General features: G+C 42.7%; 18 protein-coding genes. 3 read left to right on the forward strand and 15 right to left on the reverse strand.

All coding sequences use genetic code 11. The features are described from left to right. Positions 1-123 precede the first annotated feature (123 nt). The 3 genes from cls (at position 124) to BQ8014_RS18185 (ending at position 3,778) form a co-directional block, all read left to right on the forward strand. Positions 124-1,560 (forward strand): cardiolipin synthase, encoded by a 1,437-nt coding sequence (gene cls / locus BQ8014_RS18175; RefSeq protein ID WP_080905588.1) that lies wholly within the window; start codon positions 124-126, stop codon positions 1,558-1,560. A gap of 192 nt (positions 1,561-1,752) precedes the next feature. Then, a complete protein-coding gene (locus BQ8014_RS18180) occupies positions 1,753-3,315 on the forward strand; it encodes a sigma-54 interaction domain-containing protein (RefSeq protein WP_080905589.1) in 1,563 nt (520 codons plus the stop codon). Beyond that, entirely contained in the window at positions 3,302-3,778 is a 477-nt protein-coding gene (locus BQ8014_RS18185) for a GNAT family N-acetyltransferase (RefSeq protein ID WP_080905590.1), read from the forward strand. Before BQ8014_RS18180 ends, BQ8014_RS18185 begins: the two co-directional genes overlap by 14 nt. A gap of 5 nt (positions 3,779-3,783) precedes the next feature. Here the strand turns inward: BQ8014_RS18185 and BQ8014_RS18190 are convergent, their stop codons facing one another. The 15 genes from BQ8014_RS18190 to BQ8014_RS18260 form a co-directional block, all read right to left on the reverse strand. Next, on the reverse strand, positions 3,784-4,914 hold the full coding sequence (locus tag BQ8014_RS18190; protein ID WP_160150125.1) for a homocitrate synthase/isopropylmalate synthase family protein: 1,131 nt from the start codon (positions 4,912-4,914) through the stop codon (positions 3,784-3,786). After that, complete coding sequence (locus tag BQ8014_RS18195; RefSeq protein ID WP_080905592.1) at positions 4,911-6,176, reverse strand: radical SAM protein; 1,266 nt, start codon at positions 6,174-6,176, stop codon at positions 4,911-4,913. The genes BQ8014_RS18190 and BQ8014_RS18195 overlap by 4 nt, the downstream gene beginning before the upstream one ends. Before the next feature lie 124 nt (positions 6,177-6,300). Then, positions 6,301-6,948 (reverse strand): Fe-only nitrogenase accessory AnfO family protein, encoded by a 648-nt coding sequence (locus BQ8014_RS18200; RefSeq protein ID WP_080905593.1) that lies wholly within the window; start codon positions 6,946-6,948, stop codon positions 6,301-6,303. 24 nt (positions 6,949-6,972) lie between these two features. Further along, positions 6,973-7,467: a pyridoxamine 5'-phosphate oxidase family protein gene (locus BQ8014_RS18205; protein ID WP_200814432.1), complete on the reverse strand. Its 495-nt coding sequence runs from the start codon at positions 7,465-7,467 to the stop codon at positions 6,973-6,975. A 27-nt stretch (positions 7,468-7,494) separates the two neighbouring features. Next, the gene (locus BQ8014_RS18210; RefSeq protein WP_080906058.1) at positions 7,495-7,938 is read right to left on the reverse strand and encodes a hypothetical protein; all 444 of its coding nucleotides are present in this window, start codon (positions 7,936-7,938) and stop codon (positions 7,495-7,497) included. A gap of 16 nt (positions 7,939-7,954) precedes the next feature. Further along, positions 7,955-9,346, reverse strand: coding sequence for a Fe-only nitrogenase subunit beta (anfK, locus tag BQ8014_RS18215; RefSeq protein ID WP_080905594.1), 1,392 nt, complete (start codon positions 9,344-9,346; stop codon positions 7,955-7,957). A 142-nt stretch (positions 9,347-9,488) separates the two neighbouring features. Further along, entirely contained in the window at positions 9,489-9,845 is a 357-nt protein-coding gene (anfG, locus tag BQ8014_RS18220) for a Fe-only nitrogenase subunit delta (RefSeq protein WP_200814433.1), read from the reverse strand. 18 nt (positions 9,846-9,863) lie between these two features. After that, the gene (gene anfD, locus BQ8014_RS18225) at positions 9,864-11,486 is read right to left on the reverse strand and encodes a nitrogenase iron-iron protein, alpha chain (RefSeq protein ID WP_080905596.1); all 1,623 of its coding nucleotides are present in this window, start codon (positions 11,484-11,486) and stop codon (positions 9,864-9,866) included. 28 nt (positions 11,487-11,514) lie between these two features. After that, a complete protein-coding gene (locus tag BQ8014_RS18230) occupies positions 11,515-11,886 on the reverse strand; it encodes a P-II family nitrogen regulator (protein ID WP_080905597.1) in 372 nt (123 codons plus the stop codon). A 13-nt stretch (positions 11,887-11,899) separates the two neighbouring features. Beyond that, positions 11,900-12,217: a P-II family nitrogen regulator gene (locus BQ8014_RS18235; RefSeq protein ID WP_080905598.1), complete on the reverse strand. Its 318-nt coding sequence runs from the start codon at positions 12,215-12,217 to the stop codon at positions 11,900-11,902. Between the two features lie 44 nt (positions 12,218-12,261). Beyond that, a complete protein-coding gene (nifH, locus tag BQ8014_RS18240; protein WP_080905599.1) occupies positions 12,262-13,086 on the reverse strand; it encodes a nitrogenase iron protein in 825 nt (274 codons plus the stop codon). Positions 13,087-13,522: 436 nt separating this feature from the next. Continuing rightward, positions 13,523-15,103, reverse strand: a complete 1,581-nt coding sequence (locus BQ8014_RS18245) for a peptide chain release factor 3 (protein WP_080905600.1) — start codon at positions 15,101-15,103, stop codon at positions 13,523-13,525. A gap of 3 nt (positions 15,104-15,106) precedes the next feature. Then, positions 15,107-15,979 carry a dTDP-4-dehydrorhamnose reductase gene (gene rfbD, locus BQ8014_RS18250; RefSeq protein ID WP_080905601.1) on the reverse strand — a complete coding sequence of 291 codons (873 nt, stop codon included), beginning with the start codon at positions 15,977-15,979 and terminating at the stop codon, positions 15,107-15,109. Beyond that, on the reverse strand, positions 15,972-16,520 hold the full coding sequence (locus BQ8014_RS18255; protein WP_080905602.1) for a DUF4924 family protein: 549 nt from the start codon (positions 16,518-16,520) through the stop codon (positions 15,972-15,974). Before BQ8014_RS18255 ends, rfbD begins: the two co-directional genes overlap by 8 nt. Next, positions 16,517-17,437 (reverse strand): Mur ligase domain-containing protein, encoded by a 921-nt coding sequence (locus BQ8014_RS18260; protein ID WP_080905603.1) that lies wholly within the window; start codon positions 17,435-17,437, stop codon positions 16,517-16,519. The genes BQ8014_RS18255 and BQ8014_RS18260 overlap by 4 nt, the downstream gene beginning before the upstream one ends. Between the last annotated feature and the right edge of the window lie 152 nt (positions 17,438-17,589).

The raw sequence follows: 17,589 nt of genomic DNA on the forward strand, positions 1-17,589 counted from the left end.
TCGGCATTTCAAATGCTCCCCTGTCCCGAATCCATCTAATGTAATCAAAACTTAAAAAAACATTCTTCCAGGGAAGGCGGTTATCAAAATGCTTCTTATCTTAGCATCCACATCTAAAACGGTATGTTAACAACGATTCAAATAGGCGCTGTCATCGGGCTAATCGTCTTGATCCTTTACATGATCACCATCATCGGACTTGTGACCGTGATCATAACGGAAAACAGGAACCCGCTGAAAACAATCCCTTGGGTAGTCGTACTTATGTTTGTCCCGGGTATCGGATTGATTCTTTATTTTTTCTTCGGGCAGGATAACCGGAAGCAAAGGATTATTTCCCGGCGGATTTATAAACGGATCATGAAGCGTCCGCAACAGGGTACCCCTTCGATCGACACTACTCTCATCCCCGAATCCTACCACCCGCTGGTGCATCTGTTAAGCCGGAGCAATGAATCTTCCCTACTCTACGGGAGTAAAATAGAAACCTATATCAACGGACAATCGAAATACGAGGCGCTGCTCAAAGCCATCCGCCAGGCCCGTGACCATATCCATATCGAGTATTATATCTTCTCCAACGATAAAATCGGTAACCGGATCAAGGAAGCCCTCATCGACAAGGCAAAAGAGGGAGTGGAAATACGCCTCATCTATGATGACGTAGGTAGTTGGAACACTAAGCAGTATTTCTTCAGGGAGATGAAAGAAGCGGGAATCGAGGTATTCGCCTTCCTCCCGGTAGCATTCCCTACATTAACCAGCAAAGTGAACTACCGAAATCACCGGAAGATTGTCGTCATCGACGGCAAAATCGGTTTTACCGGCGGAATGAACATAGCCGACCGGTACAACGAGGGCGTCTCTTGGGGAATCTGGCGGGATACGCACTTCCGGATAGAAGGGAGAGGTGTGTATGGCTTGCAGTCCGTCTTCCTGATCGACTGGTACGTGTTAAGCAAAAAACTGGTGCAGGGGCGGCGCTATTATCCGCCGGTGGAAAGCTTCGGCGACAATCTGATGCAGGTGGCGACCAGCGGACCTGTCGGTCCATGGCGTACCCTTTTACAGGCAATCATCTTCTGCGTAGCCAATGCAAAAAAATCCATCCTTATCCAGACCCCTTATTTCATGCCGACTGAAGGTTTAAACCAGGCTCTACAGTCGGCTGCCCTGGGGGGAATCGACGTACAACTAATGCTTCCCAAGCGCTCGGATACGCAGACGGCCAATATGGCCTCCCATTCTTTTCTCGACGATATGGTGAAGGCCGGGGTAAAAGTCTTTTTCTATACTGCCGGATTTCTGCACTCCAAGTTGCTTGTTTTCGACGAGGAAGTGGTGTCCATCGGTTCGGCCAATATTGATTTCCGCAGTTTCGAACACAATTTTGAAATGAACCTCTTTGTGTATCAAAAGGAATTCGCCCTCGAAATGACCCGCATGTTCACCAAAGACCTGGCCTCGTGCGAACGGCTCATCCCCTCCCGCTGGCTGCTCCGTCCCCGCTGGCAACGAATGTGTGAATCCTTCATGCGCTTGTTCTCTCCTCTCTTGTAAATTGACTTTTAGAGATGAGTCATTCTACTGTCGGCCTTGCATAAGAGACGAAAAACAAAAAGACAGTGATTTGTTATTTTTAATATCAAAAATTACCTTTTATAATTAAATTAGCGTACATTTGTGTCTACTACAAGAATAGGTGAAGACATAATAGGTACTGGTTTTATTCTCAAAAATAGGAGGTCTTTTATGCTTTGTGATAGAATTAAAAGGAATTGTTATGTAGAGACTGACTTAACTTTTCTCGTGAATATTAGTAACATCATAGGCCATAGTCAGGACATTTACCAAAATCTGGAGGTGGTGTTGGAAGACTTGTGCAAATTTTTAGATGCGCAATATAGTATGATAGCAATTGTTGATCGCAACGATGACAAAATAATGATCAGTGCAGCTTATGGTTTAACAAAGGAGGAAAAAAACAGGGGCGTTTATAAAATTGGTGAAGGTATTATAGGTGAAGTTGTACAGACAGAAAAGGCTATCATTATCAATGATATATCCAAAAGTAAGCGTTTTTTAAATAAAACAGGAGTAACAAGTGACTCGAGTGGGCCAATGGCTTTTCTCTGTGTGCCTTTAGTTATACGGAATGAGATCACAGCAACATTGAGTATTCATAAAGCTCACAATGGAATGACCGATTTCTCGGCCGAGATCAAATTTTTGAATATTGTAGGAACTTTAATTGCCAAAAATGTATCCATCCGGCGCAAACAAATAGAAGAAGTGGATGAATTACGTAAAGAAAACCGGCTGTTAAGAGGAGAGAGAATCTATAAACCGGATAATATTATTGGTAATTCATCATCGATGAACGACTTATATAGGCTGATAGAGAAAGTGGCGCCAACAAATAGTTCCATTATGATTCGTGGAGAAAGTGGCGTTGGTAAAGAATTGATCGCCGAAGCAATCCATAATGCAAGTGGAAGATCATCCAAGCCTTTTATAAAAGTTAATTGCTCCGCCCTGCCCGAATCTCTTATTGAAAGTGAACTGTTCGGGCATGAGAAAGGATCGTTTACCGGAGCTAATCTATCTCATACCGGACGTTTTGAAATGGCTAACGGAGGAACTATTTTTTTGGATGAAATAGGAGACATACCGATATCCATACAGGTTAAACTACTTCGGGTACTGCAACAGCGGCAAATCGAGCGAGTCGGTGGAAACAAAACGATCGATATTGATGTCCGGATCATTACGGCGACAAATCGTAATCTGGAAGAAATGATTAAGCAAAACTTATTCCGCGAAGATTTTTATTACCGGATTAATGTTTTTCCGATTTATGTTCCTGCTTTACGGGAACGAGCCGCAGATATTCCAATTTTAACGGATCATTTCATTGCCAAGCTAAATAAAATAAACGGGACAAATGTGAAACGGATAACAGGAAGTGCATTGGACATGTTGATGATGTACTCTTGGCCAGGGAATATACGTGAGTTGGAAAATGTGATCGAACGTGCAATGGTATTGTCTACAGATTGCGTGATTCATTCCTATAATCTTCCCCCGACTTTACAAACCGGTATGTCTTCAAATACAATAAACAAAGGAACGCTTAAAAATGCTTTGGAACAGGTGGAGAAGCAGATGTTAATTGATTCGCTTATTGAAATGAGAGGAAACATCACAAAATCGGCAGAGCAATTAGGTATTACACGACGAATTATGGGTCTGCTGATTGCCAGGTATAAAATTCAAGTCAAAAACTATAAACATCTATCGAATGAACAAAACTGAATTGGAAATTTTATCTTGTAATTATTCAGACCCGGAGCACCTGACTGCGATCGGAAATTTAATCAATGCATATATTGAAGACGATATGGGAGGGGGGCAATTACTTTCGCCTTTAAAAAAGCTCCGTTTAGTGGACGGATTGAACCGGCATCCCACCTCCATCGTGTTATTAGCGAAAGCAAATGACATATTTTGCGGTATGCTTATTGCATTTGAGAATTTCTCTACTTTTACAGTTCAGCCGATGATTAATATTCACGATTTAATCGTACTTCCTCAATACCGGGGTAAACGGATAGGACGAACACTTTTAGAAGCGATTATAGAGATCGGACGGAAAAAAGGATGTAGCCGGGTGACGCTGGAAGTTCGTCATGATAATTTTATTGCACAAAAACTTTACAAAATCATAGGTTTCGAAGAAGCTGATCCTTCTATGTTTTACTGGAGAAAAATGCTGTAATCACTTCATTGCTTTTTTATCTGTGATACGAGATAATGGTTGAGCATGGAGGATGCATCTACGCCTCTGACCTGCGCCATACAGTGTCGCATATCTTTTAGGAAATCATCAATCAGCTTATCTGTCATATTAAATCCCTCACTATTTGCAAAGTAGCGAACTGCCTTACGCCCGGAATGCTTTCCCAGAACAAAAGTCCGGCTTTCCCCTAATAACTCAGGAGGGAAAAATTCGTAAGTCGAAGGCTCTTTCAAGAGCCCATCCACATGTATTCCGGATTCATGCATAAATATTTTCTCTCCCACGATAGGTTTTCGTTCGGAAATCGGACTGTTTATCCAACTTGAAATAAGCAAACATAACTCTTTTAATGCGACAAAATTAAATCCTTGGATCCGGTTTTCAAGACATTGCATGATACAAGCGAATTCCTCTAATGAAGTATTTCCCGCCCGTTCTCCAAGCCCTAATACGGAACATGAAATCACATCGGCTCCACTTTCCCATGCGCTTAATGCATTAGCTGTTGCCATTCCAAAGTCATTATGCCCATGGAAATCGATTGCAATACCTAAATCCTGCGCTAAAAACCGGATCGTCCGGGAAACCATTGATGGTGTCATAATTCCCAAAGTATCTGCAAACCGTACTCGCTTTGCTCCTAAATCGCGTGCAGCCAAAAACACCTGCCGCAGGAAAGACAAATCCGTCCGTGAAGCATCTTCCGCACCAAAAGAGATAGTTGCTCCCCTTTCAATCGCAAAAGAAAAAACGCGCTCCATCTGTGGAATGATCCAATCACGTTTCTTTCCCATTTTCTTTTCAATCATCAGGTCACTTGTCGGTACTGAAACATGCAATGTCGGCACACCGGCCTTTAAAGAATTAACCACATCTTCGATTAACAAGCGATTCCAAGATAGTATCTCGGCATTCAAGCCGAGCCGTTTCAAAGCACGTAAATTCTGTCTTTCCTCTCTCCCCATGGATGGAATACCGGCTTCAATAATTTCGATACCTAAGCTATCGAGTGTACGGGCAATATGTAATTTCTCTTCATGTGTGAAGTACACGCCGGGAGATTGTTCCCCGTCCCGCAGTGTTGTGTCTAACAAAATAGGCCTTCGTTCCATCATCCACATCCTTTCTGGTCTCCATGGCAGGTTGCCCCGCATTTAAAAGGTCCCACTTTACATAAATCGATTATCGGTCGTTTTTGATAAATCAGATCCAATCCGGTATCGATCAATCCCTTCATCTGTATCACCCGTATTCCATTCCGTTGTAAAACATTTATAGGCGTTCTGCCGGCACCACTTACCAGAACCGCCTGACAATCGGAGAATGCACTTTTGGATAAATTTGCCCACTTATCGTCACATGTATCCGCACCCGCTGTCGTTCGCTTTTCAATGAAGCGATATCCATTCCTCGATTGCTCAAAAATCCAAAACTCGGAAGCTTCGCCTATATGCAGATCTACACGCGAACCGGTTGATGTGGCAACAGCTACATTTTTCCTGGTCATATCGCTTTCTTCAGTTGTCATAGCCGCGTGTTTTTTGATCAATGAAATGGCTTCCGTATCGTCATGCCCCAATAATCCGGCAGCATCCGACCGGCAACGCGCGCAGTGCCCCATCGGACGGATATATTGAGCAATGGTCGCCTTAATATTTTTCATCATCTCCTTCGATGGTTCTTCCAATGCACCAAACAACGTATTTTCCGTCGGATAAAGAGGAATACAATTCATCGTATCAGCCCCCATTGCCGCAACTTTCTCAGCCAATTCGCCAATTTCACTCTCATTTACTCCGGGAATAACAACCGTATTAATCTTGACTATCATCCCTTTTCTCTTTAACTGTTCAATACAAGCCAATTGTTGTTCGAGCAAGATACGCGCTCCTTCCCGCCCTTTATAGGTCTTTCCCCGGAAATGTACCCATGCATATATTTTGGATAAGGTTTCGATGTTTAGTGAATTAATAGTAATAGTCACATGCGAGACATTTAATCCGGCAATCCGGTCAATATAAGGAGCCAGTTCCAAGCCATTTGTTGAGAGGCAAAAAATCATTTCCGGATAGTTCCTTTCGATTAATTCGATAGTAGCCAATGTTTCATTTGGATTCGCAAAAGGATCTCCCGGACCGGCAATTCCGACCACACGCAAATTATCCATTTTCTTCTCCAATTCGTTGAAATAGTGAGATGCTTGAATGGGAGAAAGTACGGAGCTTGTAACTCCCGGCCGACTTTCATTGCAACAATCATATAGCCGGTTACAGTAATTGCACTGAATATTACATTTCGGCGCTACCGGGAGATGTACACGCGCCTGGCTATGTTTTGCTTTTTCATTAAAGCAGGGATGTAATGATAAATCTTTCATACCGATTTTTTAATTATCTCTTCAATCAAATAATATAAGAGCTACCTCCATATATCTACTATTGTGGAATGAAAGTGTGCGGAACTTTTTTGTATTTATACAGAAGCAGCTCTACTATTGTAATTTATTTATCAGGATAGACAAAGGCATGGCAGAGTCCATCTTTTCTTACCTCTGTTTTCACCTTAAAATTCAAATTCCCCAATTCTTTTTCTATCCATTTTGGTGTATGGAGGCAAATGATTTCCAACTCTACAAATTTATTCTTCTCAAAAAACGGCAATAGAATATCTTTCGAATTCATAGACTCATTTTTCTCTTGCACTTTCACCAGATTAATCTGATAACATCCCTTCGTCGAATCTCCTATTGCAATAGGATTGATACTGTCATTTTGCTGTTTACAAAGCTCAGCTTTCTTTATTGCCTCAATAATATCTGTTCTGACACGATCCCGAACCTGATCCAGCGCCGTAAGAGGAGAACCTTTTACTGAAAAGATACGAATATGCAATTCTTCTTCAAAAATGGCATTAAATATACCCATACCACGTTTGGCTATAAACGCCTTACAGCCTTCCAAACCGGAAGCCATTGTATAGATACTTTTCCTTATATCCGCCAGATTCATTTCCTTATTGATGTAAAAAGGAACCTTACATACACAACGCCATTGCAAATCATTATAGTTTTTTTCGTAGACAAGAACTATTCCTGACGAATCAAATGACAATGTATTTCCCTCGGAATCGACAAAAGCTGCTATTTTCATCTCTTTTCTTTTTCGTTGTTCTATTCAAACACCATGTTTCTTCCCCTTAATAGATATTATATTGATGCGAATAACAGCTGTAGCACTCAGGTTTCCTTTTGGAAATTCGAACTTCTTATCCGTAAATTGGGCTACAATACTGTTTAGAACAGCAATCTTATCCTCTTCAGCCTCTATGAATTCCGCTTTACCGAAACCAATCACGGTTCTGTGTTTAGCCTCAAAATCGCAGGCCATATCATTTTCAACAATGCCGTTATCGATGGATATTTCGAAACATACATTATCATTCTTCTTCATTATCTCTATTTTCGTTCCGGCTTTGGCCGAATGAAAATAAAGGGACGTCCCATCGTATGCATAAAACACAGGAACGAGAAAAGGTAAATTATTATCAGAAAAAGCTAAATGCATCACTTTTCCGATATGGATAATTTCGTCTATTTCTTTTCTATCCGTTATTTCGCGTTCTTTGCGTCGCATTGTTCCATGCGGATGTGTCAGCATATGTTCTCCCATAATTAGTTCTTTATTCTAAATTTGACTTTAATATTGTTCTGCATGTGCCAAAGCAGCCCGTACTGATTTGATTTTTTCCTGGTCAAACAGTTTTTTCATTTCCTCACACATCCGTAATGTCTTTATAGCATCTGCTTCATCCGGTGTCCCATGAAAGTAATTATCAAGAAAACAAATGCCGAAGATCTGGTCCAATGACTTTACCTCTTTACTCAGTTTCCGGGGAACCTCTATTAATTTATCCACTGTTATCATCAGGGTAATGAAATTGTGATTCATAGGTTCCACGCCATATAGTTCGCAGATAGCAACTAAATATCTTTCAAGAGCAACAGATGCTATATTAAATACCAAACTAAATGCCTGACCTTTATGATGAAACTGCAATGCCCGCCTGTGATACGCTTGTGCATCTTTATAGTCTTCCTCAAAAAGGGATTCTATTCCGTAATCATATTCTATATTATCCATAATCAGTTTTCTAAAATCACCATACATTCAGCACCCATTCTTTATTGTGTTTGTACTCCATGTCGGTAAACAGCGCATTTGCCATTTGTTCAGCGAGCCAGGTTGCACCGGCATAGCCAACGACAGGATGACGAAAATATCCGGCACGGTCATAAACAGGAAATCCGACTCTGACCATAGGTATATTATTGTCAATGGCAATATAACGCCCTTTGGAATGTCCCAGAATAAGATCCAGTTCCAAACCCTTATTTTTTATACGATCCTCTAATTCCCAGAAATCGGCATTGGTCACGATCTCCATATTGAAGGCCACTCCTTCTTTTAAGGCTATAATGCGGGGATCTTTCGCATAATTGGGGTTATCGTCACCCAGAAGAAGAAGGACGGGTTCCATCTCCAGATCAAGGCAAAATTCGGCAAGTCCTATCACCAAATCGGCACTTCCGTATATCGCCACTTTCTTTCCTGCCAAAAACATGTGGGAGACGTCCGCAATAGCATCAATAGCAATGCCTCTTTTTATTACAAGCGATTCGGGAATAGGTTTGCCGGTCATTTTCTTCACATTTTGCAAGAAAGTATCCGTATTACGGATGCCAATAGGCGTAGGTCCGATAATAGCCGGAACATCAAACTCTTGTTCGAGATATCGAGCGGCTTTTCCTCCCTCATAACGGTTCAGGGCAATGGTTCCGATGGCATTTGCCGTGCTGCGGAGATCTTCAATCGTTGTTTCGCCATGTGACACGTGGTTGCCATCCGGCATCAGCGGAGAATCAAAAGTTTCTATTTCAAAAAGAACAGTTGCTTCTACTTCCATTTCTGATAACAGGGATTTTAATTCTGTTACATCTCCGGGATCGACCCAACCGGTGATCAGGTTGATTTTCCCATTTAAGGAATCTTCTTTTTTAGCGAAATAAGAAACGAAATCCTTTACAGCTATGTCATATCCGCTAATCATACTTCCTACGAAACTGGGGGTATGAATGGGTATAAGATGCACTTCCCGGCCGGCATATTTCTCCTTCAGCAAGCCATTATTCAGTTTTAATATTACTCCATCAATATCATCACCGATAATTTCAGTTGAACAGGTTGTAATAATCGGGACGACTTTTACGTGGGGATAACGCATCAGTAAAACATCTATTCCTTGTTCTACACGGTGCAGCGCTCCAAACACGGCGGCATCTTCATGCAAAGAGGATGATGCCAATTCGAAACTTTCTTTGAAATGTTGAGAGAAGATCAAGCGAACAAACATGACACACCCTTGACCTCCATGAACAATCCCGATGCAATCTTTTATACCGATACTGGCATATTGAGCACCTGCCGGTTGACAGGTGAATATAGGGTTAATGACCCCTACCCGTTCTTTGGGTTTTAATTCACAACTCATAATTTTTTTATTATTATTTTCACTGCCCGTTAAAAACAGACCGATTAGGCTATATCCCGTTCTAAATCGCAACAATGAATAGATTTTTATATTCTCTATAAGCCCAATAATACCTATTGGTTCTACAATGATAAGGCTATTATCAATATTGCTCTTTGATGAGCTCCGTATTCAAAGATCCTTTAATCATTGTATAATCCATCTTTTCTTTCAGCATTTGCATAATTTCAGCAATGTCTTCTTTACTTGTTTCTTCTAACCATGGAAAATACCTTTTGAATGCTTCCACTAAAGTCTTTGCTTCACTCCAATAATATCTGTCGGCATAGCTATCATCTTCCCGCGCATTTTCGCCACAGAGCAATTGCTTCGTTTTGGTCAAGATACGCTCGTTTTGTATCTCCCTGTCCCAACCTCGCGAATTATATTGCCAAAGGCAATGCTTTGTAATATACCACTCTAATTGGGACATTTTTTCTTCGGCACTTTTTTTATCCATCTCTTTTATAATTGATTTTTACTCTACATCAACCACTTTATTTTTTCTCAATTTCTCAACCGGCACATGTTTCAATTCCCCGGTCTTAGGATCCGGAAACAAATAAAGACCATCTTCCGCCTTCTTCCTTATTCCGGGTATCGGATCATATTTACTTGTGCATTTTCTTAATTCAGTTGAGTTTTTGATTTCATCACTGAGCATAACATCAGAGTATATTTGCTGTGTTTCAAAACCTTTATCAGTAGGAATTTCATCTTTGCTGATATCAAGGCAAGCTAATTTATGCATCGGCGAATAAATAGCATTGTAAAGATCTCTTGCCAAACGTACCCATCCTTCATAGCCTTTGTACGGCCCATTGTGATAGCCGTGTACATTCAGATAAGGTACACGAATTTTTTTAGCTACTTCACCGGGACGTTTCCCTGTTAAGATTACATCGGGTTTCAATTCGTACATGGCCTCCAAACCTTCCAGTTCATTCGGATCGTCAATTGCCAAAGCGCCCGGTTCACAGCGGGAAATACCTTTTTCCATGTCTCCCTGATGACCGAACTTGGTATATACGGATGCCACTTCAATACCCATTTCTTTATGGATCATGTGTGCCCAGTGCCACAGTTTGGATCCTCCGGGCCAAAGACATATTTTTTTCCCCTTCAATCGGGCGGCATACCAATCCAATTCCGGTTTCCAGCGTGCCGTTTCCTCAGCAATGATCTCACGTGCCTTGTCTTCAATGCCGAAGAAGTAGCCGATCTTCAGTAACGAATCCGAGAGTGCTTCAAATCCAAACCCATCTATGTCCATTCGTGGAATTCCATATCTTACACGCAACTCGTCACAGATATATTCAGCCGACCGGGCACATTCCAACACATTCAACTGGGCACGGTGCATTGAACGTAAATCGTCAAAATGAGTATTCCCTGTGAATGTGGACAAGATTTGTATCCCCATCCGATGAAAATAGTCTTTCATAATTTCCTGGTCACCCTGAATATTGTACTCGCCCACATAATTGATGACATATTTGCTGTAAATTTCCGGTTCTCCGGTGCCTACCATTTGCGACAACCAGGCTAGATTGATCTTGTGGTGGCCACCCGACTGACTCGGCCCTGCAAATCCGGGAGAATTACATACAAACACTTTAACATTCGGCATTTCTTCCATTACTTCGTCCGCAATAGCATTTATGTCATCCCCAATCAGCGCCGAAGCACAGGTTTGGTAAATCGACATTCTCTTGATATCTGGAAAAGCTTTGAAAGCTTCGATAATGTTTTTTTTCAGCATTTTTTCGGCTCCGAATACTACGTTCGCTTCTTTCATATCAGTAGCAAACGTATATTTCAACTGGAAATTTCCATCATCGCTTATATAACGTTTGGTCTGCCATGTATCGTAGGTACATCCCACAGGTCCATGGCTTATATGAATCACATCTTTCATCGGTGTGCCGATTACATGCTTCGCACCACAGTAAGCACATCCTCGTTCCGAAATGGTTCCGGGAATTGTATTCAAGTACCCTAATGGGAGGGCGTCTGTCAATTGCTCACCCGGCGCTTTATCTACGGCATGTTGTAACCGTTCCGGAATACTTTCACTGCATTTAAACTGATGATAGGGCATAATCTTTACTTTTTAAATTGTTGCTTGTTTACAATGCGGTATCACCGCTTTCATTAGTTCGAATTCGGACTGCATCGTCGGTAGGGCAAACAAATATCTTACCATCGCCGATGTATCCGGTACGATTTGCTTTTATAAGAGCATTCATAATTATTTCTACATTTTCATCACTCGCCACGATAATCAGCATTCGTTTCGGAACAAATTTCATTCCCATCGTATGTCCTTTGGCTATCAATCCCGGATGAACATCAAATCCATTTAGTATAGCGTTCAATCCACGTTGGTTTCCTCTGCCCAAAACAGGCATAGCCGTAACGGAAGGAACTTCGAGTTCATCAATAATTTTCTTCGTGGCATTCATTTTGTTGGGACGAATGATCGCTATTATTTCCTTCATCTCATTGTTTATTTTAAAGTTCTTTGGAACCTGTTCTGACTGTCCGTACCTGTTCGACCGGCGAAATGAATATCTTGCCGTCTCCTTCACTTCCTGTATAAGCCTTGTATTGGATAATTTTTATTACTTCTTCTACCGATTCGTCTTTTACAACGATGATGATGAGGACCTTGGGAAGTTCATCATAATGTGCATTCCCGACTGTTAACCCTTTTTGTTTACCTCGGCCGAAGACCGACATCTTCGTCATGGAATAAAATCCCGATTCAGCCAAACCATCCGTAACGTTATCCGCAGTTTCGGGACGTACAATTGCTCTTATCATTTTCATAAGTTCAATAATATTTTAATGTTTAATCCTTTTAGTCGGTCAAATCATTCTCCAATACCATATTTTACAACCATTAATTCAAGCTCAGGCATTGTAAGCGGCTTAGGTATAACAAAATTCTCGTTCGCAATAATCTTACGTGCCAATTCACTATACTCATGCGCCTGATTACACTCTTCATCATACTCAATCACTGTTTTCTTGTTGAATTCAGCTTTTTGAACAATATTATCGCGAGGAACAAAATGAATCATTTGAGTGCCAATCGCCGCTGCAAATTCTTCGATAAATTCTCTTTCCCGGTCTACTTTACGGCTATTACAAACAAGCCCTCCTAAACGAACGCCACTTTGTTTTGCATATTTGACAAGTCCTTTGCAAATATTATTTGCAGCATAAACTGCCATCATCTCTCCCGATACTACGATATAAACTTCCTGTGCTTTTCCATCACGAATCGGCATGGCAAATCCACCGCATACAACGTCTCCCAATACATCATAGAATACATAGTTCAAATCTTTTGCATATGCGCCCTGATGCTCCATCAGATCAATGGCCGTGATTACACCACGTCCGGCACAGCCTACACCTGGTTCCGGGCCCCCTGATTCACAACACATAATTCCGCCGAAACCGGAACTTACAACTTTGTCTGCAGTAACCAATTCAGCTCCATCGTCGCGTAATGTATCCATAATTGTCTTCTGATTCATTCCCCCCAATATCATACGTGTTGAGTCGGCTTTTGGATCGCAACCATGGATAAAAACTTTTTGACCGTGAAAATAAGCCATAGCAGCAGCCGTGTTCTGTTGAGTAGTAGATTTTCCAATACCACCTTTCCCATAAAAAGCAATCTTTTTCATAAATGATAATTTTTAGTATGAATAATATGAGTTAGAATAATATCATAAAATCAATATGCGTGCCAAAAAATATATTTATCGCCCATAAAGAAACAGAAATGGCAATAATAAAATTGATTTGATGCATTAATAAACGAATGTGAAGCTATTTGAAAGTCGTTATTTTATTTTTCTCGTTCGGGAAATAAAATAATAACGGATGGTCAAAACTCTATTTATTGGACGCTTTGGAACGTTCCTTTGTTAAATAGTTCTTATTTGTACATAAATAAGATGCAATCTATTTTGATTCGATAATCTTTAAAAGAAATTGCCGGGTAATATTGGGGAATGACCTTTTTGTCCCAGCCGAACCAGCTGTGATAGATACAAAAAGTGCTTGTTGTTAAGGCTTAACCGGAATCTCACCGGAATAATCCCTCTTATCCGTCTCTGTTTAAAATTCGGATGTGAAGTGGAAACGGATATCAGGGAAATCGTTTTGGGCCATGGTTAGAACATAAGGAGAATCGGCTAAATAGACATCGCGCCCTTCGCGATCGAGAGCCATATACTGTGACTTCCGTTTTTTGAAATTAGCAAGCATTTCCTTGTTTTCGCTCTCAATCCAACAGGCTTTATATAAACTGATGGGCTCCCATTTGCATTGGGCGCCGTACTCATGAAGGAGGCGGTATTGAATAACTTCGAACTGCAACTGCCCGACAGTACCGATGATTTTACGTCCGTTGAATTGATTCACAAATAATTGGGCAACGCCCTCATCCATCAGTTGCTCGATTCCCTTGTTCAACTGCTTGGATTTCATTGGGTCCGCATTTTCGATGTATTTGAACATTTCCGGAGAGAAACTGGGAAGTCCTTTGAAATGCAGGTCTTCCCCCTCAGTCAGGCTGTCCCCAATCTTAAAGTTACCCGTATCCGGCAAACCGATGATATCCCCGGCAAAGGCCTCGTCCACGGTTTCCTTCTTCTGAGCCATGAAGGCGGTCGGACTGCTAAAACGCATCATCTTGTTGAAACGCACGTGCTTATAGTTGGCATTCCGCTCGAAGCGGCCGGAACAGATCTTGACAAAGGCGATGCAACTGCGATGGTTCGGATCCATATTGGCATGGATCTTGAACACAAAACCGGAAAAGGTATTTTCTTCCGGATCGACCACGCGCTCCAACGCCTGGACAGGGCGGGGCGAAGGGGCGATACGGATGAAACAATCCAGTAATTCCTTCACTCCGAAATTATTTAGCGCCGAACCGAAAAAGACCGGTGCGATATCTCCTTTTAAATAAGTTTCGACCTCGAATACGGGGTATACCCCTTCGATGAGTTCGATGTCCGAACGCAGTTTTTCGGCGAGCGGCTCTCCGATATGCCCATCCAATTCGGTCGAGTTTATATCCCGGATCTCCACATTTTCCGTTACGTATTGTTTGCTAGGAGTATAGAGGTTCAGTTTTCGTTCAAAGATATTATAGACCCCTTTGAAGCGCTGTCCCATATCAATCGGCCAACTTAAAGGGCGGACGTGGATATGCAACTCCTCTTCGATCTCATCCAGCAGATCGAAAGGGTCTTTCCCGTCACGGTCCATTTTATTGATAAAGACAATGACAGGTGTCTTACGCATCCGGCATACTTCCATCAGTTTCCTCGTCTGCGCCTCAACACCCTTGGCGGCATCGATGACAATGATCACGCTGTCCACCGCCGTTAGAGTACGGAACGTGTCTTCCGCAAAATCCTGGTGTCCGGGAGTATCTAGAATATTAATCTTGTGCTCATTATAGTCAAAGGCCATCACCGAAGTGGCGACGGATATTCCACGCTGTTTCTCTATTTCCATCCAGTCGGAGGTAGCCGTTTTCTTGATTTTGTTCGACTTGACCGCTCCGGCGACATGGATCGCCCCTCCGAATAACAACAGTTTTTCGGTTAAAGTCGTCTTCCCGGCGTCAGGGTGGCTGATGATCGCAAACGTTCTTCTTCTTTCTATCTCTTCGGAATAGATACCCATATCTTATTGATTCTTTTTTATTTCTTCCAAGCAGCGGCAAAGGCTCTCTTCCCAATGGGGGATCCGGACGCCGTAAGTCTGTTTTATTTTCCCTTTGTTTAATACACTGTAAGACGGACGAGGAGCCTTAGCCGGATAATCCTTCGTTTCGATCGGCATTACCCGGCAGGATAGTCCGGCATGGGCAAAGATACGTACGACAAAGTCATACCAACTGCAAACGCCCTCATTAGAATAATGATAAATGCCGGGGATAAATCGTTCGCCGGAAATCACATCCAGAATCGCTTTCGCCAGATCCACTGCATAGGTCGGCGTTCCGATCTGATCGAAAAGGACGTTCAATTGCTCCTTTTCGGCGCCTAAGCGTAACATTGTTTTCACAAAATTATTCCCGAACTCAGAGTAGAGCCAGGCCGTACGGAGGATCACCGAATCGGGGCAGCTTGCCCGCAGGGCCTGTTCCCCGGCAAGCTTCGTCTTTCCATAGACGGAAAGCGGATGTGTAGGATCGGTCTCCACATAGGGACGATAGCTCCGCCCGTCGAAGACATAGTCGGTAGAGAGATGGATCACCTTGACGCCGGTCTCCTGCGCAGCCTCCCCCAGATTGCGTACCGCATCGGCATTCAGTCGCATGCACAGTTCGGGAAACTCTTCGGCTTTATCGACGGCCGTATAAGCAGCGCAGTTCACTAAATATCCGGCCCCGGCCTCCCGTACATAACTCCGGACAGCCTCCGCATCGCAGATATCGAGCCGGTCGACATCCGTCGGGAGAAACTCCCAATCGGGAAAAGAAGGAGCCCACCGGCGAATGGCGTTTCCTAATTGCCCGTTGGCTCCCGTGACAATGATTCTTTTTTTCTTATTCATCGAGGTTCAATTCTCCGTTTTGCTCTTCTTTCTGTTTTGCAGCCAGCAGGTTGAGGAATAGCATGATTTGCTTGACGGCTTCCGTCGTCTCCGGGGATACCGGCTTCTTCTGCATCCTCAACAGGAGATAACCGTATACTGCCGTCAGGCAGGTCTCGATCTCGGGGATTTCCTCACCACCCGATTTGGAACGCAGTTGAACGATAGATGGAAGCGTTTTATAATAGGTAGCGCCGTAAACCGTCTCCTTCGGTGATCTTAACAGGCGCAAATGCAGGTCGGTCAAGGTGAGGATCACATTCTTGTTCAGTTGGATATGTCCTTTCTCCGCCACGCCTTCCCGCCGCATCATCTCAATCAGGTTCTCATACCATTGCTCGATCTCCGCCATAACTTCGGGCGATTGGTTATATTGGGGAAGGACGGTGCGCCGGATGGAATCCATGTCCAAGCGGTTCGCGCGGATCAAATCCTCTACTTCCCACATATAAAGCAGATATTCTACGATATTCTCTTTTCGCTTTTGGTGAGCTACAATCATAAGGACTGGCTATAGGCAGATACGGATTGGTAAAAATCGGCGTCTTTTACGCCTAATTGGCGGCAGACGATTCGCGCCGCATTCAGATTCGTCAAGAAAAAGGGATTGGGTATGCGTACCGGAATTTCTCCGTAATGAGTCGTCAGGAAAGTTTTTCCTTCTTTCTCTATAAAAGGATGGGCCGTATACGGGATCGCCGTAATATCTTCGCGCGCTTCATCGGCCAATTCCACCAAGCCGGCATCGTCGGAACAATAGACCAACTTTCCTTCCCGCTCGATCGAAGAGATAAAGTCATTATACATCTTAAAATAAGTTTCCGGCGTCACATGGTCGGTTGCCTGCCTCCACTCCAAACCGGTAATGACGGCAATATGGGGACGATAAAATTCTAACTGATATCTCTTTTCCAAGGTGGAATTAAGGTGCTCATTCCCTTCAATCAGGGAAATCCGGGCTTCGTAACTCGAGCTAAAATGCCCGGAAAGCAGATCGATCTTACTGGTCAATGCATAATCAAAGGCAAATTTCTGTTTTTGCAACGCATAAATGATCAGGGACAGCACCTCTTCTTTCCCGTAGCTACCGACGATTACAATGCGTGTTTTCGACTTGCTGCGCAGAAAAACAAATTCGGGAATGGACATGATCAACAAGTTCAATTCCTTTGCCCGAAGCAATTCGGGATTATCCGGTTTTACCTCGTTTCCTATCACTACAAATTCAATATCTTTCGTCAGCCTTTCAGGAAACCATCCACTACCTGGAAAACGAAAATCCAAAGCCGACAGCTTCGCCGCTAACTCTTCCGTGACTTTATCGCCGGAAACGGTCACCTCATACCCCTCTTCATGAATGGCGGAAGCCAAGTCCGAAAGGAGCGGTTCGGAGATTGAGATCAAATGAACTTTTCGCATTGATTAGAATTTGAATACAAAAGTACAATTTTTCGCCAATGTCCGATGTCTACTCTCATGAAATCTTTAACTGTTGCAGACCATTCTTTATTTTTTTCTGATATATCCATTTGGGAAAGAAGCGTTCTGACTATCTTTGCATAGGTTGTACT

This window comes from Parabacteroides sp. Marseille-P3160, assembly GCF_900162725.1.
In the GTDB taxonomy this organism is placed as follows: domain Bacteria; phylum Bacteroidota; class Bacteroidia; order Bacteroidales; family Tannerellaceae; genus Marseille-P3160.